Below are 19,233 nucleotides of genomic sequence, written 5' to 3' on the forward strand. Positions count from 1 at the left end.
TGCCACGGATGAACACAGATGAACACAGATTCATTTGTCCTCATCCGTGTTTATCCGTGTTCATCAGTGGCTGAAGAAAAACAATGAAAGACATCCGCATCGGCCAGGGTTACGACGTGCACGCTTACGGCGAGGGCGACCATGTCGTGCTCGGGGGCGTGCGGATCGCGCACGAGCGCGGGGTGGTGGCGCATTCGGATGGCGACGTGGTGATCCATGCGCTGTGCGATGCGCTGCTGGGCGCGCTGGCGCTGGGGGATATCGGCGTGCACTTCCCGCCGTCCGACAACCGCTGGAAGGATGCGGACAGTCGGCAGTTCCTGCGCCACTGCCGCGCGCTGCTGGCCGAGCGCGGCTGGGCGGTGGGCAATGCCGACGTCACCGTGGTGTGCGAGCGGCCCAAGGTCGCGCCGCACGCCGCCGCGATGCGCGCGAACCTCGCCGAGGATCTCGGCGTAGACGTCGATGCCGTGAGCGTGAAGGCCACCACCTCGGAGAAGCTGGGCTTCACCGGCCGCGGCGAAGGCCTGGCCGCGACGGCGGTGGCGCTGCTGGTGCGCGCGTGAGCGGGCTGCCGCGCGCCCACGGCGCGCCGGTGCTGCAGGCCCGCTTCCGGGTCGCGCCCGAGGATTTCCAGGTCGAGGAGATCGACGGCTTCGAGCCGACCGGCGAGGGCGAGCACTTGCTGCTCACCGTCGAGAAGCGCGGCATGAACACCGCCTTCGCCGCCAAGCGCATCGCGCGCTGGGCCGGCATCCCCGAGATGGGCGTCGGCTACGCCGGCATGAAGGACCGGCACGCCGTCACCCGGCAGCGGTTTTCGGTGCATTTCCCCAAGCGCGTGGCGCCGGCCCTCGACGAGCTCGTCTCCGACGACCTGTGCGTGCTGGCCTCGCACTGGCACAACCGCAAGCTGCCCAAGGGTGCACTGAAGGGCAATCGCTTCGTGCTGCGACTGCGCGACGTCACCGGCGACCGCGGCGACATCGAGCGGCGCCTGCAGGGGATCTCAGTGCAGGGCCTGCCGAATTACTTCGGCGCCCAGCGCTTCGGCCGCGAAGGCGACAACGTCGAGGCCGCGCGGCGGATGTTCGCCGGCCAGCGGGTGCCGCGCGAACAGCGCTCGATCTACCTGTCGGCCGCGCGCTCGGAAATCTTCAACGCAGTGCTCGCGGCCCGCATCGCGGCCGGCACCTGGGCCAGCGGCGACGCGGGCGAAGTGTGGATGCTCGACGGCAGCCAGAGCGTATTCGGCCCCGAGCCCATCGACGAGGCCACGCGGGCGCGCGCCGCGGCCCAGGACATCCACCCGACCGGCCCGCAGTGGGGCCTGGGCGAACTGCGCTCGCGCGATGCCGTGCGGGCGCTGGAAGACGCGGCGGTGGAACCCTTCGCCGACCTGCGCGCCGGGCTCGAGGCCGCCGGCATGAAGCAGGAGCGCCGCGCGCTGCGCGTGCGCGTGCACGACCTGCAGTGGCAGTGGCCGGCGGCCGACGAACTGGAGCTGCGCTTCGCGCTGGCGCCCGGCGCCTACGCCACCGGCCTGCTGGATGAACTGGGCGCGGTCACCGACGCCAGCGGCGGCCGCTGAGCCCTCAGCCCAGGCCCAGGCGCTCGCCGGGCCGCTTCTTCGCCAGCAGCACCAGCACCGCGCCGGTGCCGCCCATGGCCTCGGGCGCGGAGGCGAAGGCCAGCACGTCGGCGCGCTGGCGCAGCATCCGGTCCACCATGGCCTTGAGGACCGAGCCGCCCTCGGCCGTGCGCAGGCCCTTGCCGTGGATCACGCGCACGCAGGCGTGGCCCAGGGCCCGGGATTCGTGCAGGAACTCGCGCAGCCAGCGCTCGGCCTCGACGGCGCGCAGCTGGTGCAGGTCGAGCTCGCCGCCCAGGCTGTACTGGCCGCGCTTGAGCGCCTTGAGCACCTTCTCCGGGACTTCGTCGCGGCGCCAGGCCAGGGCCTCGGCGGCATCGATCGTGGCCTCCAGGTAGCTGGCGGTGCGCGACTGGACCAGCGCCAGGGCTTCGTCGCGGGCCTGCATGCGCGGCACCGGGGCCGGCCGCGGGCGCTCGGGTGCGGGCGGCGGCGGCGCGATTTCCCGCACTTCGCCGATCGCCTCGCGGAACAGCGCGACGTCTTCGGGGGCCACGGCGGGCGGGCGGGGCGGCTTGCGCTTCATGGGGGAAGACTAACCCGCGCCGCGGTGATGGCAAGGTGGCCGCGGGCGCGGGCGCATCCGCTATCATGTGGACTTTCCGCGGGACCCCGAATGCGCGTACTGGTTAGCAATGACGATGGCGTGGAAGCCCCGGGCATCCGGGTGCTGGCCGAAGGCCTGAGGGCCGCGGGCCACGACGTGACCGTGGTGGCCCCCGACCGCGACCGCTCCGGCGCCAGCAACTCGCTGACGCTGGACGCGCCGATCCGGGTCAAGGACCTCGGCGACCGCGTCTGGCGCGTGGGCGGCACGCCCACCGACTGCGTCCACCTCGCGCTCACCGGCCTGTTGGCCGACGATCCGGACATCGTGGTCAGCGGCATCAACTCCGCCGCCAACCTCGGCGACGACGTCATCTACTCCGGTACGGTTGCCGCGGCGATGGAAGGCCGCTTCCTGGGCCTGCCCGCGGTGGCGATGTCGCTGGTGACGAGCGAGCATTCCGGCCGCCACTACGACACCGCCGCCCGCGCTGCGCTCGAGATTACCGCGCGCCTGCTGGTGGACCCGCTGCCGGCCGACACCATCCTCAACGTCAACGTTCCCGACCTGCCGTGGGAGCAGCTGCGCGGCTACGAAGTCACGCGCCTGGGCCACCGCCACCGCGCCGAGGCCTGCATCGAGCAGGTGGATCCGCGCGGCCGCCCGCTCTGGTGGATCGGCCCGGCCGGGCCCGAGCAGGACGCCGGCCCCGGCACCGACTTCCACGCGGTGCGCACCGGCCACATCTCGATCACTCCGATCCACGTCGACCTCACCCGCTACCAGGCCCTCGAGAAGGTGGCCAGCTGGGTCGGCGGCCTCGGCGAAGGCATGAAGCCCAGCGCATGACCCCTCGTTTCCACACCCAGCCGGCTGCCCACGGCCTGGGCATGACCTCGCCGCGCGCGCGCGACCGCATGATCGAGCGCCTGCGCGCCGAAGGCGGCATCAGCGACGAGCGCGTGCTGACCGCGATGCGCACCGTGCCGCGGCATTTGTTCATCGACGAGGCCCTCGCCAGCCGCGCCTACGAAGACACCGCGCTGCCGATCGGCAACGGCCAGACCATTTCCCAGCCCTGGGTGGTGGCGCGCATGACCGCGGCCCTGATCGAACACGGCCTGCCCGCGCGCGTGCTCGAGGTCGGCACCGGCTCCGGCTACCAGGCCGCGGTGCTGGCCACGCTCGGGCTGGAAACCTACAGCGTCGAGCGCATCGAGGAGCTGCTGCGGGTCGCGCGCCGCCGCTTCCGCAACCTCGGCCTGAACATCCGCACCAAGCACGACGACGGCCGCGCCGGCTGGCCCGAGTACGCGCCGTTCCCCGGCATCATCGTCACCGCCGGCGCCGCCGCGCTCGAACCCGCGCTGTTCGACCAGTTGCCCGAAGGCGGCACCCTGGTCGCGCCGATCGGCGGCGCCGGCGGCCAGCGCCTGCTGCGCGTGCGCCGCATCGACGGCGCGCTGGTGCAGGAAGACCTCGGCGGCGTCGTCTTCGTCCCCCTGCTGCCCGGGACACTCTGAGTGAGGTCGCCCCGGCCACCGCGTCCCGCCCGCCGCGTTGTGCCGGCAGTCATCCTGGGCACCATCGCCTGGCCGAGCATGCACGGATGATGTCTCCCCTCTCCCGCGTCCTCGTCATGCTCGCCGCCGCGCTGGTGCTCGCGGCCTGCGGGCAGTCCCGCGTGGTCAAGCGCGAAGGCCCGGCCAGCGCCGCGCCGGCCCAGCGATCCGTGCAGGCGCCGCCGCGCAGCGGCGAGTACCGCGTGCGCGCGGGCGACACGCTTTACGGCATCGCGTTCCGGCACGGCCTCGATTACCGCGAGGTCGCGGGCTGGAACCGGATCCCCGCGCCCTACACGATCTACCCCGGGCAGACGCTGCGCCTGGCGCCCGCGGGCGGCCGCGCCGCCGCCACGGCCTCCGTGACCGGCATGCCCGCGCCGCGGCCTGCCGCGACCCAGGGCTTCGAGACCGTCAGCCCGGCGCGGCCGTCGCCCACTGCTTCCGCGACCGCCCCGGCGCCGACGCGCCCCGTGGCCCCGTCGCCCGCCAGCTCTTCCGCGGTGTCGCCGGCGGCCGGCGCGACGGCGGGTTCGACCCCGGCGCGACCCACCGTCCCGGCGCCCTCGGCCGGCACCGGCACGGTGCAGGGCACGCCGGTGGTGGTGCCGTCCGCGCCGGTGGTGCCGGCCACGGTCAGCGCCGGCGGCTGGCGCTGGCCCACGCGCGGCCAGCTGATCGGCCGCTTCGCCGCGGGCGACCCGAAGCGCCAGGGCATCGACATCGCCGGCACCGCGGGCCAGCCCGTGCTGGCCGCGGCCGATGGCGTGGTGGTGTACTCCGGCGCGGGCCTGGTCGGCTACGGCGAGCTCATCATCGTCAAGCACAGCGACGAGTGGCTTTCAGCCTATGCCCACAACCGCCAGCGCCTGGTGGGCGAGGGCACCGCGGTCACCGCCGGCCAGCAGATCGCAGAACTCGGCCGCAGCGGCACGAGCCGCGACATGCTCCACTTCGAAGTCCGCCGCAACGGCAAGCCCGTGGATCCGCTCACCGTCCTCCCGCCGCTGTAATGGGCCCCCGGGCCCGAGGCGTGCGCCTTGCGCACGAACGGCTGCACGCCATGGCCGTGTCGCAGCGCCGCCGCCCACTCACCAGGTACTTTTGCCCGCCGTCTTGCTAGCGCCATCCCTGGCAGCAAACGTCGGCCGTTACGGGCCTCCTGCCCTTCACTTCAAAAGTACCTGGTGAGCGTGCGACGTCGCCCCGAATGCCGCGGGTACGCCGCGGCCAAGAGCTTTTGATCTCGCCCTTGATCTCCTTTCGGTGTGCGACTGGCCTCCGGGGCGACGTCGCTGCCGAGAGGGCCCATGTCGTGCGCAAAGCGCTCGCCGCGTCAGCCGGGGACCAGGAAGGCGGCGACGACCTTGCGGCCTTCGGTGGCCAGGACGTTGAAGGTGCGGGCGGCGGCGGCGCTGTCCATGACCTCGAGGCCGATGCCGCGGGTGAGCAGCGCGGCCATCACGGCCGGCGCGGGGAAGCGCTGGCGGGGGCCGGTGCCCAGCAGCACCAGCGCGGGCTGGAGCGCGAGCACGGCGTCCATGTCTTGTGGCTGCAGGTCGGCCACCGAGGCGGGGCGCCAGTCCTGGACCAACTGGTTGGGGGTCAGTACGAAACTGGTCGCGAGGGTTTCCTGGTTCACCAGCACGCCGGCGGGGCTGATGCCGCGCAGCACGTAGATGAAATCGGGGTTTTCCTGGGAGAGCTGCACGTGGGCGGCGGGCTCAGGCCTTGGGCAGGACGATCAGCGGGTTGTCCTGGCTGCGGCGGTACAGCACCGCCATGTTGCCGATGCGCGCCACCAGGGCAGCGTCGGCGCGGGTGCAGAGCTCGGCGATCCACTCGTCTCGCAGCTCGCGGTCGCCCGCGGCCACGTGCACCTTGATCAGTTCGTGGCGCTCGATGGCCAGGCCGGTCTCGGCGACCAAGTTGTCGGTGATGCCCTTGGCGCCGACCAGGATGACCGGCTTGAGATCGTGGGCGAGGCCGCGCAGGTAACGCTTCTGGGGGTTGCTGAGGGCGGCGGCCATGACATTCCGGACGGGTTCGAAAGGGGGCGTAGGGTATCATGGCGGCCACTTCCGCCTCCCCAGGGGCCGCCCGGCCGACCCATGGCACGCAGCAAAAGCAGCCCCCGCTGGCTCAAGGAACACTTCGACGACCCCTTCGTGAAGAGGGCCCAGGCCGAGGGCATGCGCTCGCGCGCGGCCTACAAGCTCGAGGAGCTGATCGAGCGCGACCGCCTGCTCAAGCCCGGCATGGTGGTGGTGGACCTGGGTGCCGCGCCCGGCGGCTGGTCGCAGGTGGTGCGCCGCGACCTCGGCGACAAGGGCCGCGTGATCGCCCTGGACATCCTCGACATGCCCCCGATCGCCGGGGTCGAGTTCATTCACGGCGATTTCAGAGAGGACGGGCCATTGTCCCAGCTGGAATCCCTGCTCGGCGGCAAGCCGGTGGACCTTGTCCTTTCCGACATGGCCCCCAACATGACGGGTGTGGATACCGTGGACCAGGCCCGGGCGATGTACCTGTCCGAACTGGCCCGCGATTTCGCGGAGAGCCACTTGAAGGTGGGCGGCAACTTCCTGATCAAGCTGTTCCAGGGCGAGGGCTTCGATGCCTACGTCAAGGACCTCAGGACCCGCTACGACAAGCTGGTGATCCGCAAGCCGGCGGCCTCCCGCCGCCGGTCGAACGAAGTCTATGCGCTGGCACTGGGCAAGCGCCGAGGAAGCACTAAATGAATGACCTGGCCAAGAACCTCCTGCTCTGGTTGATCGTCGCCGTCGTGCTGATGGCGGTGTTCCAGAGCATGTCCGCGCCCGTGAACGCGCCGTCCAGCGAACTGACCTACAACCAGTTCATCGACGAGGTGAAGGCCGACCGCGTGGCCAAGGTCAACATCGACGCCAACAACATCGGCATCGTCGGCGAGCGCAAGGACGGCAGCCGCTTCACCACGGCCAACCCGCGCGACCCGCTGCTGGTGGACACGCTGTTCGAGAACGACGTGGTCACCATCCAGGAGAAGCCGACCGAGCGCTCGCTGTTCTGGAGCCTGGTCACCAGCTTCCTGCCGATCCTGCTGCTGATCGGCGTCTGGATCTACTTCATGCGCCAGATGCAGCAGGGCGGCGGCAAGGGTGCGATGAGCTTCGGCAAGTCGCGCGCCAAGATGCAGGGCGAGAACGAGGTCAAGGTCACCCTGGCCGACGTCGCCGGCTGCGACGAGGCCAAGGAGGAAGTCGGCGAGCTGGTCGAGTTCCTGCGCGATCCGGGCCGTTTCCAGAAGCTGGGCGGCAAGATCCCGCGCGGCGTGCTGATGGTCGGCCCGCCGGGTACCGGCAAGACCTTGCTGGCCCGCGCCATCGCCGGCGAGGCCAAGGTGCCGTTCTTCTCGATCTCGGGCTCTGATTTCGTCGAGATGTTCGTCGGCGTCGGCGCCAGCCGCGTGCGCGACATGTTCGAGACCGCCAAGAAGCACGCGCCCTGCATCATCTTCATCGACGAGATCGACGCCGTCGGCCGCCACCGCGGCGCCGGCCTGGGCGGCGGCCATGACGAGCGCGAGCAGACCCTGAACCAGCTGCTGGTCGAGATGGACGGTTTCGAGGGCGGCGAAGGCGTGATCATCATCGCGGCCACCAACCGCCCGGACGTGCTCGACCCGGCGCTGCTGCGCCCGGGCCGCTTCGACCGCCAGGTCACCGTCGGCCTGCCGGACGTGCGCGGCCGCGAGCAGATCCTGAAGGTGCACATGCGCAAGGTGCCGCTGGACGGCGACGTCGAGGCGATGACCATCGCCCGCGGCACGCCCGGCTTCTCGGGCGCCGACCTGGCCAACCTGGTCAACGAGGCCGCGCTGTTCGCCGCCCGCGAGAACGCCAAGACCGTGCGCATGGAGCACTTCGACCGCGCCCGCGACAAGATCCTGATGGGCACCGAGCGCCGCTCGATGATCATGAGCGAGGACGAGAAGAAGCTCACCGCCTACCACGAGGCCGGCCACGCCATCGTCGGTCGCGTCGTGCCCGACCACGACCCGGTGTACAAGGTCACGATCATCCCGCGCGGCCGCGCGCTGGGCGTCACCATGTACCTGCCGGAAGGCGACAAGTACAGCTACAACCGCACCCACATCGAGTCGATGCTGAGCTCGCTGTACGGCGGCCGCGTCGCCGAGGAGCTGATCTTCGGCGCCGACAAGGTCACCACCGGCGCCAGCAACGACATCGAGCGCGCCACCAAGATGGCCCGCAACATGGCCACCAAGTGGGGCCTGTCGGACGAGCTCGGCCCGATCGCCTACGGCGACGAGGAGGACGAGGTCTTCCTGGGCCGTTCGGTCACCCAGCACAAGTCGGTCTCGGACGACACCGCCCGCAAGATCGACGAAGTGGTGCGCGGCATCCTGGACCGCGCCTACGCGCGCACCAAGACGATCCTGACCGAGAACATGGACAAGCTGCACCTCATGGCCGAGGCGCTGCTGACCTACGAGACCATCGACGCCGTGCAGATCGACGCCATCATGGAAGGCCGTCGCCCGGGCCCGCCGGCCGACTGGGCCAAGTCCGGCCGCATCTCCAAGGACGACCCGGGCCCGGGCAACGCCGCCGGCCCGCTCGGCGGCCCGATGCCCCAGACCTGATCCACGCGCCAACGCTCCCCTGTGGGAGGGACTTCAGTCCCGATGCTTTCCGCCGCGAAGCATCGGGACTAAAGTCCCTCCCACATCGTTTTTGAAAGGCCCATGACATGTTCGACCTGACGCCGCAGCTCGACTGCGCCGGCCGCCTGCTCAAGCTCGACCGCCCCCGCGTCATGGGCATCGTCAACGTAACGCCCGACTCGTTTTCCGACGGCGGCCAGCACGCCGATGTCGATGCCGCGGTCGCGCACGGCCTCCAGCTGGCGGAAGAGGGCGCCGACCTGCTCGACGTCGGCGGTGAATCCACCCGCCCCGGCGCCACGCCGGTGTCGCTCGAAGACGAGCTGCGCCGCGTCATCCCCGTCATCGAGCGCCTGGCCCGCGGGACCTCGCTGCCGATCTCGGTGGACACCTCCAAGCCCGAGGTGATGCGCGCCGCGGTGGCCGCCGGCGCCGGCCTCATCAACGACGTCTACGCCCTGCGCCGAGAGGGCGCCCTCGACGCCGCCGCCGCACTCGGCGTGCCGGTGGTGCTGATGCACATGCAGGGCGAACCGGGCGGCATGCAGGCTGCGCCGCACTACGACGACGTGGTCGGCGAGGTGCACCGCTTCCTGGCCGAACGGATCTTCGCCTGCGAAATGGCCGGCATCCCCAAGTCGCGGATCCTGCTCGACCCCGGCTACGGCTTCGGCAAGACCACCGACCACAATTTCCTGCTGCTGCGCCAGCAGTCGCGCCTGCTCGACCTGGGCCTGCCGCTGCTGGCCGGCCTGTCGCGCAAGCGCAGCCTGGGCGAGGTGACCGGCCGCGAGGTGGGCGATCGCCTGCATGCCTCGGTGGCCGCGGCGGTGCTGGCGGCGGAATACGGCGCGCGGATCCTGCGCGTGCACGACGTCGCCGCCACCGTGGATGCCGTCAAGGTCTGGGCGGCGGTGGCCGCGCATCCGGCTCCGAAACCGGCGGCCACCAAGGCCACGATCCGCTGGCCGGACGAAGACTAGTCACACGCTGGTCATGAATTGACCAACCCGGTTGACACCCGCGCCCCGCGGGCCTGGCGTGAATCCGTCCACAGGACTTCTCCCACACTTGTCCACAGGCTGTGTGGACATCGCCGGCCTCAGCCGGCGGCGGTTCGCCGGAAGGCGCGCACCCGCGGATCGATCACGCGGTGCCACAGCGGCGGCACCAGGGCCAGCACGAACATCGCCGAATAGCCGCCCGGCAGCTGGGGGCTGTCGGGGTGGTGGCGCAGGATGGGGTAGCGGCGCTTGGGGAAGGCGTGGTGGTCGGAATGGCGCTGCAGCTGGAACAGCAGCAGGTTCGACAGCGCGTAGTCGGAGTTCCAGCTGTGCAGGTGGGTGGTGCGCTCGTAGCGCCCGTCGGCGCCGCGCTGGCGCTCGAGCCCGTAGTGCTCGATGTAGTTGATGATCTCCAGCGAGCCCGCCGCGAACAGCCCCTGCAGAAGGAAGAAGGCCAGCCCCACCGGCCCCAGCCACAGTGCGAAGGCCGCGGCGAAGCCCAGCCACAGCGCCGTCCAGCCGATCATCTCGTTGCGCCAGTGCAGCGCCGGCAGCCCCAGCCCGCGCAGCCGCCGCGCCTCGAGCCGCCAGGCGTTGAGCGTGTTGCGCCACATCGCCCGCGGCAGGAACTGCCACACCGACTGCCCGAAGCGCGCGCTGGACGCATCCTCGGGCGTGGACACGTGCACGTGGTGCCCGCGCAGGTGCTCGATCTTGAAGCCGTGGTAGCCGACGCTGGCCAGCAGCACGCCGCCCACGAACGGCTCCAGCCGGCCGTCCTTGTGCACCAGCTCGTGCGCGGTGTTGATGGCCAGGATGCCGCCGACGATGCCCTGCGACAGCAGCCAGCCCGCCACGCCGGCCGGGCCGAAGCCTGCGTTCGCGAACCAGTGCGCCGACCAGGCCAGCAGCGCCAGCTGCACCGGCAGGCAGGCGAGGGTGAGCGCCTTGAACCACGGCCGCAGCGCGAGCTCGCGTTCGCGCCCGGCCGGCACGTTCACCGGGTCGTGGCCCAGCGCGTAGTCGGCGGCCGGCAGCAGCACGAACAGGAAGAACAGCGGGAACCAGGCCATTGCGTCGGGCCGGCCCGTGGCCACGCCCAGCCAGGCCGCCGCCGGCATCAGTGCCGGCACCAGGAACACGAGCAGGAAGGCGAGCGCTTTGCCGGACGTCATGGCGGAACCGGGCGAGGGGGCCGGCCCCAGCATACGCCGCCGGCCGCGCCGTTCAAGCCGCGGCGGGACAGGCTAAGCTTGCGCCCACACCGCCCATCGACGAGCCGCCATGAGCCAGCTGTCCCCGTTGCACATCACCTTCGCCATCTACATCCTTGGCATGGTCGGGATCGGCGTCGCCGCCTGGTACTACACGCGCAGCTTCGACGACTACATCCTGGGCGGGCGCTCGCTGGGAAGCCTCGTCACCGCCCTGTCCGCCGGCGCCTCGGACATGAGCGGCTGGCTGCTGCTGGGCCTGCCCGGTGCGCTTTACCTCGGCGGCGTGTCGGAGGCGTGGATCGCGATCGGCCTGGTGCTGGGCGCCTGGGCCAACTGGCGCTACGTTGCCGCGCCGCTGCGGCTCTACACCGAGCGCAGCCAGAACGCGCTGACCCTGCCCGACTACTTCACCCACCGGTTTGAAGACCGCGGCAAGCTGCTGCGCGTGCTGGCAGCGCTGATCATCCTGGTGTTCTTCGCCGTCTACTGCGCCTCGGGCATCGTCGCCGGCGCGCGCCTGTTCGAAAGCGTGTTCGAGATTCCCTACGCGCAGGCCATGTGGTGGGGCGCGGCGGCCACCATCGCCTACACCTTCATCGGCGGCTTCCTCGCGGTGAGCTGGACCGACACCGTGCAGGCCAGCCTGATGATCTTCGCCCTGATCCTGACCCCGGTGGTGGTGGTGCTGGGCCTGGGCGGTCCGGCCGAAAGCCTGGCCCTGGTCGAGCAGGTGGACCCGACCAAGCTCGACTTCTTCAAGGGCGCCAGCGTCGTCGGCGTGGTGTCGCTGCTCGCCTGGGGACTGGGCTACGTGGGGCAGCCGCACATCCTGGCCCGCTTCATGGCGGTCGAGTCGGTGCGGGCGATCCCGGCCGCCCGGCGCATCGGCATGACCTGGATGGTGCTGTGCCTGGCCGGCGCGATGGCGGTCGGCTTCTTCGGCGTCGCCTATTTCTCGGCGAACCCGGGGCAGGCCGCGGCGGTGGCGGCCAATCCGGAGCGGGTGTTCATCGAGCTCTCGACGCTGCTGTTCAATCCCTGGGTCGCGGGCATCCTGCTGTCGGCGATCCTGGCGGCGGTGATGAGCACGCTCAGCTGCCAGCTGCTGGTTTGTTCCAGCGCGATCACCGAGGACTTCTACAAAGGCTTCCTGCGGCCGCGGGCCGGCCAGCGCGAGCTGGTGTGGATCGGCCGCCTGGCCGTGCTGGCGGTATCGCTGCTCGCGATCTGGCTGGCGTCCGATCCCGAGAGCCGCGTGCTGGGCCTGGTCAGCTACGCCTGGGCCGGCTTCGGCGCGGCCTTCGGCCCGGTGGTGGTGCTGTCGCTGTACTGGCGGCGGATGACCCGCAACGGCGCGCTGGCCGGCATGTTCACCGGCGCCGCGACCGTGATCCTCTGGAAGGAGCTGCTCGCCGACACCGGCCTGTACGAGATGGTGCCCGGCGTGGTGCTGGCGACGCTCGCCATCGTGGTCGTCAGCCGCCTGGGCCAGCCGAGCGCCGCGATGGCGGGCCTGTTCGACAGCGTGAAGGGTGAGCTGCGCCGCAGCGGCACCTGAGGCATGCGCGACCCGCGTCCGCTGGCCATCGCCCTGATGGGCCCGACTGCGTCGGGCAAGACGGCGCTGGCGCTGGACTGGGCGGCGCGCCTGGACACCGACGTCGTCAGCGTGGATTCGGCCCTGGTGTATCGCGGCCTGGACATCGGCGCGGCCAAGCCGTCGGCCGACGAACGGGCCCGGGTGCGCCACCACCTGCTGGACGTGCGCGACCCGCACGAAATTTTCTCAGCCGCCGACTTCGCCCGCGAGGCGCTGCCGCCGATGCAGGCGTTGGCCGCGCGCGGCCGCGTGCCTTTGCTCGCAGGCGGCACGGGGCTCTATTTCAGCGCGCTGCTCGACGGGCTCTCCGACCTGCCCACGGCCGATCCGGCGCGGCGTGCCGCCATCGCCGCCGAAGCCGCCGAGCGCGGCTGGCCGGCGCTGCACGCCGAGATGGCCGCGGCCGATCCCGCCGCGGGCCGCCGCATCCAGCCGCAGGATGCCCAGCGCATCACCCGTGCGTTGGAAGTCTTCCGCCTCACCGGCCGGCCGATCAGCGCATGGCAGGCCGAGCATCCGCCCCGGCGTTTTCCCTTCCGCGTGCTGAAGCTGGTGCTGGCCCCGGCCGACCGCGCGGTGCTGCACGAACGCATCGCGCGACGCTTCGACCAGATGCTCGCGGCGGGTTTCCTGGACGAGGCGCGGCGCCTGAAGGCCGACCCGCGCCTGCATCCGGACCTGCCGTCCATGCGCGCGGTGGGCTACCGACAGGCCTGGCGCCACCTCGACGGGCTCACCGACGCCGGCACCTTCCGCAACGAAGCCATCGCCGCGACCCGGCAGCTGGCCAAGCGCCAGCTGACGTGGCTGCGCGGCCAGCATGATGCCCGCTGGTTCGACCCGGCCCGCGACGCGGCTGAACTGGAGCAGGCGCTCGCGGCCTTCATCGCCCGACCCTGACGCCGGGTGCTGCTAGAATCCGAGGCATTCGCGGCCACGGACCCTTTTGGCCGCAAATCGCGCCAGCTGGCGCGCCACAACAAGAAAAACGGAGTCCGTATGTCCAAAGGCCAATCCCTGCAGGATCCTTTCCTGAACGCCCTGCGCCGCGAGCGCATCCCCGTGTCCATCTACCTGGTCAACGGCATCAAGCTCCAGGGCACCATCGAGAGCTTCGACCAGTTCGTCGTGCTCCTTCGCAACACCGTCAGCCAGATGGTCTACAAGCACGCGATCTCCACCGTGGTGCCGGCGCGCAACGTGCGCGTGGGTCCGGGTGGCGGCGCGGTCGCGGGTGGCGGCGACGAGGACGAGGCGGGCCAGGACGATTGACCGCCCTGGCTTCCGGCGTGACCGCTGATGTTTGAGCGCGCCCGCAAGGGCGAACGGGCCCTGCTGATCCAGCCATATGCGCCGGGCCAGCAGGACCCGGCCCTGCTCGAGGAATTCTCGGAACTGGCCCGCTCGGCCGGCGCCACCGTAGTCGGCACGCTCACCGCGCGGGTCGAGAAGCCCAACGCCGCCTACTACATCGGCACCGGCAAGCTCGAGGAGGCGCAGTCGGCCTGCGAGGCCACCGGCGCCGACCTGGTGCTGGTGAACCACCTGCTGACGCCGGGCCAGGAGCGCAACCTCGAGAAGATGCTCAAGCGCCGCGTGGTCGACCGCACCGGCCTGATCCTCGACATCTTCGCCCAGCGCGCCGCTACCCACGAAGGCAAGCTGCAGGTCGAGCTGGCCCAGCTCAAGCACTGGGCCACCCGCCTGGTGCGCGGCTGGACCCACCTCGAGCGCCAGCGCGGCGGCGCCATCGGCCTGCGCGGCCCCGGCGAAACCCAGCTCGAGCTCGACAAGCGCATGCTGCAGAAACGGCTGGAGTCGCTGCAGGCGCGGCTGGACAAGGTCGAGGTGCAGCGCACGCAGATGCGGCGCGCGCGCATGCGCAACGAAGTGCCGCGCGTGGCCCTGGTCGGCTACACCAATGCCGGCAAGTCCACGCTGTTCAATGCGCTCACCGGTTCGGGCGTGTACGCCGACGACCGCCTGTTCGCCACGCTCGATCCCACCGTGCGCCGCGTCGAGGGCGTGGCGCCGCTGGTGCTGTCCGACACCGTGGGCTTCGTGCGCGACCTGCCGCACGAACTGGTCGCCGCCTTCCGCTCCACGCTGGCCGAGGCGCGCGAGGCCGACCTGCTGCTGCACGTGATCGATGCCGCCGACGAGCTGCGCGACGAGCGCATCGGCCAGGTCGACAAGGTGCTCGAGGAAATCGGCGCCGGCGACATCCCGCAGGTGCTGGTGTTCAACAAGATCGACCGGATCGAGGGCGCCACGCCGCGCCACGACCCGGAAGTGGAGGGGCGCGAGCGGATCTGGCTCTCCGCCCGCGCGGGCGACGGCCTCGGCCTGCTGCGCGACCTGCTGGCCCGTCGCTTCGTCGACCGGCGCCTGTCGGGCCAGCTGCGCCTGGGCCCGGCCGACGGCCGCCTGCGCGCCCGCCTGCACGCGCTCGGCGCGGTGAAGGCCGAGCAGGGCGACGAGTCCGGCTGGGTGCTGGACCTGGACCTGCCGCTGGCCGCGGCGGAGCGGCTGGCGGAGGAATCCGGCGGTCATCCGCTTCACGCGCTCTTGCTTGTGGCCCCCGGCGCCCCTACCTACAATCCGGAAGACTGATAAAGCACGCCGCCTCCCGCGGCGCGCGACGGAGCAAGCATGGCCTGGAACCAGCCTGGAAAAGGCAACCAAGATCCCTGGAAGGGGAAGGACCCCGGCAACGAGGTCGAAGCCTTCGTGAACCGCCTCAAGGGCATGTTCGGCGGCGGCTCGGGCGGCGGTTCCGGCCGCGGCAGCCCGGCGGCGGGCGGCTTCAACCCCGTGCCCTGGGTGCTGGGCCTGGTCGGCATCTGGCTGGTGTTCAACAGCTTCAAGCTGATGGACGAGCGCCAGCGCGGCGTCGTGCTGCGCTTCGGCGAGTTCGACCGCATCATGACGCCCGGCCCGAACTTCAAGTGGCCCTGGCCGATCGAGACGGTCACGATCGTGGATGCGACCCAGGTGGTCGAGCTCAGCGACCAGGTGCGCGTGCTCACCCAGGACGAGAACCTGATCGACATCAAGTTCAACGCCCAGTACCGCCGCGACGACCCGCGCCTGTTCCTCTACGGGTCGGTGAACCCCGAGCAGACCCTGCGCGACGCCGCCGAGAGCGCCGTGCGCGAGGTCGTGGGCCGCAGCACCATGGACACGGTGCTGTTCGACCGCGCCGCGCTGGTGATCGCCTCGCAGGAGCGCCTGCAGGAGTCGCTGAACTTCTACCAGACCGGCCTGACCGTCGTGAACTTCAACCTGCAGGACGCGCGCCCGCCGGAAGAGGTGAAGGAAGCCTTCGACGATGCCATCAGCGCCCGCGAGGACAAGAACCGCATCGAGAACGAAGCCCGCGCCTATGCCAGCAAGGTGCTGCCGGAAGCCCGCGGCGTCGCGGCGCGCCTGCGCACCGAGGCCGAGGGCTACCGCGTCGCCACCATCGCCCGCGCCGAGGGTGATGCCGAGCGCTTCAGCCTGCTCGCCGCCCAGTACCGGCAGGCGCCGGAAGTGACCCGCAAGCGCCTCTACCTCGAGACGATGCAGCAGGTGATGGCCAGCAACCAGAAGGTCGTCGGCGGCAGCGACAACATCCTGTACCTGCCGATCGGCGGCACCCCGGCCCGCGCCGGCGTGCCGACGGAAGCGCCGGTGGTGCGCCTGCCGGCCACCCAGGCCGCGCCGGCCACGCCGGAAGACGCCGCGCCCACGCGCAACGAACGCCGTCCGGGAGGTCGCTGAGATGACGCGCAATTTCACCCTGATCGTCCTGCTCGCCGCCGCCGCGCTGCTCGCGGCCATGGGCTCGGTATTCGTGGTCAACGAGTCCCAGACCGCGATCGTGCTCAACCTCGGCCGCGTCGTGCGCGCCGACCTCGAGCCCGGGCTGCACTTCAAGTGGCCGCTGGTGGAAGAGGTGCGCCGCTTCGACCAGCGCATCCTCTCGCTCGACGACGCGCCCGAGCGCTACCTGACGTCCGAGAAGAAGGACGTCAGCGTCGACTTCTTCGTGAAGTGGAAGATCGCCGACGTGGCGACCTACTACCGCGCCGCCAACGGCGGCAACGAGGACGCCGCCCGCCAGCGCCTGACGCCGATCGTCAAGAACGCCCTGCGCAACGAGATCAACCAGCGCACCCTGCAGGAAGTGGTGTCGGCCGGCCGCGCCGAGCTCTCCGGCAGCTTCCTGGAGGTCGTCAACCGCGGCGCCAAGTCGCTGGGCATCGAGGTGGTGGACGTGCGCATCAAGCGCATCAACCTGCCCGACGACAGCAACATCCTGCGCACGGTCTACAGCCGCATGAGCACCGAGCGCACCCAGGTGGCCAACCAGCTGCGCGCCGAGGGCGTGGAGCAGAGCGAGACCATCCGCTCCGAGGCCGACCGCCAGCGCCAGGTGACCATCGCCGAGGCCGAGCGCGACGCCCAGAAGCTGCGAGGCGAGGGCGACGCCAAGGCCGCCGAAATCTACGCCCGCGCCTACGGCCAGGATGCCGAGTTCTACGGCTTCTACCGCAGCCTCGAGGCCTACCGCGAGTCCATGGCCGACGGCCAGACCGTGTTGGTGCTGGACCCGGATTCGGAGTTCCTGCAGCACTTCGGCACCGACAAGCGCTGAGCCGGGCGGGCGGCCCCCCGGGGCCGCCACGCGGGGCTGGCCCCGGCCCGCCATTCCGAGGATAATTTCGCAAAGCCGGGGCGACCTCCGGCTTTTTGCACGTCTGGGCCCCGCGAGGGCGCCCGGCGACCGTCGCCCCCGGGTCTCAATTCACTCTTGGAGTCAGGGTCATGGGTCAGTCGGTGGTGGTGCTGGGCGCGCAGTGGGGCGACGAGGGCAAGGGCAAGATCGTCGACCTGCTGACCGAGGAAATCGGCGCGGTCGTGCGCTTCCAGGGCGGCCACAACGCCGGCCACACCCTGGTGATCGGCGGCAAGAAGACCGTGCTGCACCTGATTCCGTCCGGCATCCTGCGCGCCGACGCGCTGTGCCTGATCGGCAACGGCGTGGTGCTCAGCCCGGCCGCCCTGCAGAAGGAAATCGCCGAGCTCGAGGGCAACGGCGTCGAGGTGCGTTCGCGCCTGAAGATCAGCCCGGCCACGCCGCTGATCATGCCGTACCACATCGCGCTCGATCAGGCCCGCGAGAAGGCTGCCGGCGGCGCCGCCATCGGCACCACCGGCCGCGGCATCGGCCCGGCCTACGAAGACAAGGTGGCCCGCCGCGGCGTGCGCGTGGCCGACCTGGCCTATCCGAAGGAACTGGCCGAGAAGCTGCGCACCACGATGGACTACCACAACTTCGTGCTCACGAAGTACCTGGGCGTGGACGCTGTCGACTACCAGAAGACGCTGGACGAGGCCCTGGCCTTTGGCGCCTACGTGGACCCGATGAAGGCCGACGTCGCCGGTATCCTGCACGAGCTGCGCAAGCAGGGTAAGCGCGTGATGTTCGAGGGCGCGCAGGGCTCGCTGCTCGACATCGACCACGGCACCTATCCCTACGTCACCTCGTCGAACACCACCGTGGGCGGCGCGATGGCCGGCACCGGCGTCGGCGCCGACGCCATCGACTACGTGCTGGGCATCGCCAAGGCCTACGCCACCCGCGTCGGCGGCGGCCCGTTCCCGACCGAGCTCAACGACGCCACCGGCGAGCTGATCCGCCAGAAGGGCGCCGAGTTCGGCGCCACCACCGGCCGCCCGCGCCGCTGCGGCTGGATGGACATCGTCGCGCTCAAGCGCGCGGTCGCCATCAACGGCATCACCGGCCTGTGCATCACCAAGCTCGACATCCTCGACGGGATGGAGAAGCTCAAGATCTGCATCGCGTACGAGTACCGCGGCAAGCGCACCGAGTACGCGCCGCTGGACGCCGCCGGCTGGGACGAGTGCACGCCGGTGTACCTCGAGTTCCCGGGCTGGGAGGAGTCCACCGCCGGCGTGACCGAGTGGGAGAAGCTGCCGCCCGCCGCGCGCGCCTACCTGCGCGCGCTCGAGGAGCTGGCCGGCTGCCCGCTGGCGATCGTCTCGACCGGCCCGGGCCGCGAGTCGACCATCGTGCTGCAGGATCCGTTCGCCTGATGCGCGGGCTGCCCCGTCGTCTCGCCGCCATCGGCCTGCTGCTCTGCGGCAGCGCCGTGGCCGTGGAGCCCGTGCTGCCCCAGCTCAAGGCCTACGAAACCGAGGACAGCTGGCGCCAGCCGGTGCCGCCGTTCGCACTTGCCGACAACAGCTGGTACGTCGGCACCGAAGGCCTCAGCGCGGTGCTGGTGAAGACCCCGGAAGGCGCGGTGCTGATCGACGGCGGCCTGCCGCAGGCGGCCGACCTGCTGCTGCAGCGGATGCGCGAACTGGGCGTGGCGCCGGCGGACCTCAAGCTGATCCTGTACAGCCATGCGCACATCGACCACATCGGCCCGCTGGCCGCGGTGAAACGCGCGACGGGCGCGCGCATGGTGGGCAGCGCCGAGTCCGCGGTGCTGCTGGCGCGCGGCGGCGGCGACGACATCCACTATGGCGACGAGCTGGTCTTCCCGCCCGTCGTGGTCGATCGCATCGTCATGGATGGCGAAGTCGTCTCGCTTGGCGGCATGGCGTTCACGGCGCACTTCACGCCCGGGCATACGCCCGGCAGCACCAGTTGGACCTGGCAGGATCGTCGCGACGGCAAGCCGCTGCGCATCGCCTACGTCGACAGCCTGAGCGCGCCGGGCTACCGGCTGCTGGCCAATCCGCGCTACCCGCGGATCATCGAAGACTATCGGCGGACCTTCGCCGCGGTGCGGGCGCTGCCCTGCGACCTGCTGCTGACGCCGCACCCGGGCGCCAGCGGCTGGACGCCGGCGCAGACGCGTGCGCCCCATGCCCGGCCGATGACTTGCGCCGCCTATGCGGACGGCGCCGAGCGCGCCCTTGACGCCGAACTGGCGAAGCAGCGCGCGGCGGCGCGTTGACCT

Annotated in this window: 20 protein-coding genes; 16 read left to right on the forward strand and 4 right to left on the reverse strand. The window is 71.1% G+C overall.

The window, feature by feature from the left end; all coding sequences use genetic code 11:
- Window positions 1-83 precede the first annotated feature (83 nt).
- Window positions 84-566 (forward strand): 2-C-methyl-D-erythritol 2,4-cyclodiphosphate synthase, encoded by a 483-nt coding sequence (ispF, locus tag VFV21_RS10450; RefSeq protein WP_329669358.1) that lies wholly within the window; start codon window positions 84-86, stop codon window positions 564-566.
- Complete coding sequence (gene truD / locus VFV21_RS10455) at window positions 563-1,591, forward strand: tRNA pseudouridine(13) synthase TruD (RefSeq protein WP_329669359.1); 1,029 nt, start codon at window positions 563-565, stop codon at window positions 1,589-1,591. The genes ispF and truD overlap by 4 nt, the downstream gene beginning before the upstream one ends.
- Before the next feature lie 4 nt (window positions 1,592-1,595).
- Here truD and VFV21_RS10460 read toward each other — a convergent pair whose 3' ends face one another.
- Window positions 1,596-2,177 carry a Smr/MutS family protein gene (locus VFV21_RS10460; protein ID WP_329669360.1) on the reverse strand — a complete coding sequence of 194 codons (582 nt, stop codon included), beginning with the start codon at window positions 2,175-2,177 and terminating at the stop codon, window positions 1,596-1,598.
- 90 nt (window positions 2,178-2,267) lie between these two features.
- On the opposite strand from VFV21_RS10460, the gene surE reads away from it, so the two are divergent.
- From surE to VFV21_RS10475, 3 genes are all read left to right on the forward strand, one after another.
- Window positions 2,268-3,047, forward strand: coding sequence for a 5'/3'-nucleotidase SurE (surE, locus tag VFV21_RS10465; RefSeq protein ID WP_329669361.1), 780 nt, complete (start codon window positions 2,268-2,270; stop codon window positions 3,045-3,047).
- Complete coding sequence (locus VFV21_RS10470; protein WP_329669362.1) at window positions 3,044-3,721, forward strand: protein-L-isoaspartate(D-aspartate) O-methyltransferase; 678 nt, start codon at window positions 3,044-3,046, stop codon at window positions 3,719-3,721. The genes surE and VFV21_RS10470 overlap by 4 nt, the downstream gene beginning before the upstream one ends.
- A gap of 86 nt (window positions 3,722-3,807) precedes the next feature.
- On the forward strand, window positions 3,808-4,773 hold the full coding sequence (locus VFV21_RS10475; RefSeq protein ID WP_414638549.1) for a peptidoglycan DD-metalloendopeptidase family protein: 966 nt from the start codon (window positions 3,808-3,810) through the stop codon (window positions 4,771-4,773).
- A gap of 323 nt (window positions 4,774-5,096) precedes the next feature.
- On the opposite strand, the gene VFV21_RS10480 is transcribed toward VFV21_RS10475, so the two are convergent.
- Both VFV21_RS10480 and yhbY read right to left on the reverse strand, forming a co-directional pair.
- The gene (locus VFV21_RS10480; RefSeq protein ID WP_329669364.1) at window positions 5,097-5,471 is read right to left on the reverse strand and encodes an Mth938-like domain-containing protein; all 375 of its coding nucleotides are present in this window, start codon (window positions 5,469-5,471) and stop codon (window positions 5,097-5,099) included.
- Between the two features lie 13 nt (window positions 5,472-5,484).
- A complete protein-coding gene (yhbY, locus tag VFV21_RS10485; protein ID WP_290888019.1) occupies window positions 5,485-5,790 on the reverse strand; it encodes a ribosome assembly RNA-binding protein YhbY in 306 nt (101 codons plus the stop codon).
- Window positions 5,791-5,871: 81 nt separating this feature from the next.
- Here yhbY and rlmE point away from each other — a divergent pair, with 81 nt between their 5' ends.
- The 3 genes from rlmE to folP all read left to right on the forward strand — a co-directional run bounded on the left by rlmE (window position 5,872) and on the right by folP (window position 9,415).
- A complete protein-coding gene (gene rlmE, locus VFV21_RS10490) occupies window positions 5,872-6,504 on the forward strand; it encodes a 23S rRNA (uridine(2552)-2'-O)-methyltransferase RlmE (RefSeq protein ID WP_329669365.1) in 633 nt (210 codons plus the stop codon).
- Window positions 6,501-8,411, forward strand: a complete 1,911-nt coding sequence (gene ftsH / locus VFV21_RS10495) for an ATP-dependent zinc metalloprotease FtsH (protein WP_414638551.1) — start codon at window positions 6,501-6,503, stop codon at window positions 8,409-8,411. Before rlmE ends, ftsH begins: the two co-directional genes overlap by 4 nt.
- 107 nt (window positions 8,412-8,518) lie before the next feature.
- Complete coding sequence (gene folP, locus VFV21_RS10500) at window positions 8,519-9,415, forward strand: dihydropteroate synthase (protein ID WP_329669366.1); 897 nt, start codon at window positions 8,519-8,521, stop codon at window positions 9,413-9,415.
- 119 nt (window positions 9,416-9,534) lie between these two features.
- On the opposite strand, the gene VFV21_RS10505 is transcribed toward folP, so the two are convergent.
- Window positions 9,535-10,611 (reverse strand): alkane 1-monooxygenase, encoded by a 1,077-nt coding sequence (locus tag VFV21_RS10505; RefSeq protein WP_329669367.1) that lies wholly within the window; start codon window positions 10,609-10,611, stop codon window positions 9,535-9,537.
- A 109-nt stretch (window positions 10,612-10,720) separates the two neighbouring features.
- Between VFV21_RS10505 and putP the strand changes: the two genes are divergently transcribed.
- The 8 genes from putP to bla all read left to right on the forward strand — a co-directional run bounded on the left by putP (window position 10,721) and on the right by bla (window position 19,230).
- Window positions 10,721-12,211: a sodium/proline symporter PutP gene (gene putP / locus VFV21_RS10510; protein WP_329669368.1), complete on the forward strand. Its 1,491-nt coding sequence runs from the start codon at window positions 10,721-10,723 to the stop codon at window positions 12,209-12,211.
- A gap of 3 nt (window positions 12,212-12,214) precedes the next feature.
- Window positions 12,215-13,153 (forward strand): tRNA (adenosine(37)-N6)-dimethylallyltransferase MiaA, encoded by a 939-nt coding sequence (gene miaA, locus VFV21_RS10515; protein ID WP_329669369.1) that lies wholly within the window; start codon window positions 12,215-12,217, stop codon window positions 13,151-13,153.
- A 99-nt stretch (window positions 13,154-13,252) separates the two neighbouring features.
- Entirely contained in the window at window positions 13,253-13,525 is a 273-nt protein-coding gene (gene hfq / locus VFV21_RS10520; RefSeq protein WP_329669370.1) for an RNA chaperone Hfq, read from the forward strand.
- Window positions 13,526-13,552: 27 nt separating this feature from the next.
- Complete coding sequence (gene hflX / locus VFV21_RS10525; protein WP_329669371.1) at window positions 13,553-14,866, forward strand: ribosome rescue GTPase HflX; 1,314 nt, start codon at window positions 13,553-13,555, stop codon at window positions 14,864-14,866.
- 39 nt (window positions 14,867-14,905) lie between these two features.
- A complete protein-coding gene (hflK, locus tag VFV21_RS10530) occupies window positions 14,906-16,018 on the forward strand; it encodes an FtsH protease activity modulator HflK (protein WP_329669372.1) in 1,113 nt (370 codons plus the stop codon).
- Window position 16,019: 1 nt separating this feature from the next.
- Window positions 16,020-16,895, forward strand: coding sequence for a protease modulator HflC (hflC, locus tag VFV21_RS10535; protein WP_329669373.1), 876 nt, complete (start codon window positions 16,020-16,022; stop codon window positions 16,893-16,895).
- A gap of 170 nt (window positions 16,896-17,065) precedes the next feature.
- On the forward strand, window positions 17,066-18,358 hold the full coding sequence (locus VFV21_RS10540) for an adenylosuccinate synthase (protein ID WP_329669374.1): 1,293 nt from the start codon (window positions 17,066-17,068) through the stop codon (window positions 18,356-18,358).
- Window positions 18,358-19,230, forward strand: coding sequence for a subclass B3 metallo-beta-lactamase (gene bla, locus VFV21_RS10545; protein WP_329669375.1), 873 nt, complete (start codon window positions 18,358-18,360; stop codon window positions 19,228-19,230). Before VFV21_RS10540 ends, bla begins: the two co-directional genes overlap by 1 nt.
- Window positions 19,231-19,233 lie beyond the last annotated feature (3 nt).

It is taken from the genome of Arenimonas sp., assembly GCF_036275555.1.
Classification (GTDB): Bacteria; Pseudomonadota; Gammaproteobacteria; order Xanthomonadales; family Xanthomonadaceae; genus Arenimonas.

Coding starts and splice junctions, on each gene's coding strand:
- ispF (WP_329669358.1), top strand. CDS start 84: ATGAAAGACATCCGCATCGGCCAGGGTTACGACGTGCACGCTTACGGC.
- VFV21_RS10460 (WP_329669360.1), bottom strand. CDS start 2,177: ATGAAGCGCAAGCCGCCCCGCCCGCCCGCCGTGGCCCCCGAAGACGTC.
- surE (WP_329669361.1), top strand. CDS start 2,268: ATGCGCGTACTGGTTAGCAATGACGATGGCGTGGAAGCCCCGGGCATC.
- VFV21_RS10470 (WP_329669362.1), top strand. CDS start 3,044: ATGACCCCTCGTTTCCACACCCAGCCGGCTGCCCACGGCCTGGGCATG.
- VFV21_RS10475 (WP_414638549.1), top strand. CDS start 3,808: ATGATGTCTCCCCTCTCCCGCGTCCTCGTCATGCTCGCCGCCGCGCTG.
- yhbY (WP_290888019.1), bottom strand. CDS start 5,790: ATGGCCGCCGCCCTCAGCAACCCCCAGAAGCGTTACCTGCGCGGCCTC.
- rlmE (WP_329669365.1), top strand. CDS start 5,872: ATGGCACGCAGCAAAAGCAGCCCCCGCTGGCTCAAGGAACACTTCGAC.
- ftsH (WP_414638551.1), top strand. CDS start 6,501: ATGAATGACCTGGCCAAGAACCTCCTGCTCTGGTTGATCGTCGCCGTC.
- folP (WP_329669366.1), top strand. CDS start 8,519: ATGTTCGACCTGACGCCGCAGCTCGACTGCGCCGGCCGCCTGCTCAAG.
- VFV21_RS10505 (WP_329669367.1), bottom strand. CDS start 10,611: ATGACGTCCGGCAAAGCGCTCGCCTTCCTGCTCGTGTTCCTGGTGCCG.
- putP (WP_329669368.1), top strand. CDS start 10,721: ATGAGCCAGCTGTCCCCGTTGCACATCACCTTCGCCATCTACATCCTT.
- miaA (WP_329669369.1), top strand. CDS start 12,215: ATGCGCGACCCGCGTCCGCTGGCCATCGCCCTGATGGGCCCGACTGCG.
- hfq (WP_329669370.1), top strand. CDS start 13,253: ATGTCCAAAGGCCAATCCCTGCAGGATCCTTTCCTGAACGCCCTGCGC.
- hflX (WP_329669371.1), top strand. CDS start 13,553: ATGTTTGAGCGCGCCCGCAAGGGCGAACGGGCCCTGCTGATCCAGCCA.
- hflK (WP_329669372.1), top strand. CDS start 14,906: ATGGCCTGGAACCAGCCTGGAAAAGGCAACCAAGATCCCTGGAAGGGG.
- hflC (WP_329669373.1), top strand. CDS start 16,020: ATGACGCGCAATTTCACCCTGATCGTCCTGCTCGCCGCCGCCGCGCTG.
- VFV21_RS10540 (WP_329669374.1), top strand. CDS start 17,066: ATGGGTCAGTCGGTGGTGGTGCTGGGCGCGCAGTGGGGCGACGAGGGC.
- bla (WP_329669375.1), top strand. CDS start 18,358: ATGCGCGGGCTGCCCCGTCGTCTCGCCGCCATCGGCCTGCTGCTCTGC.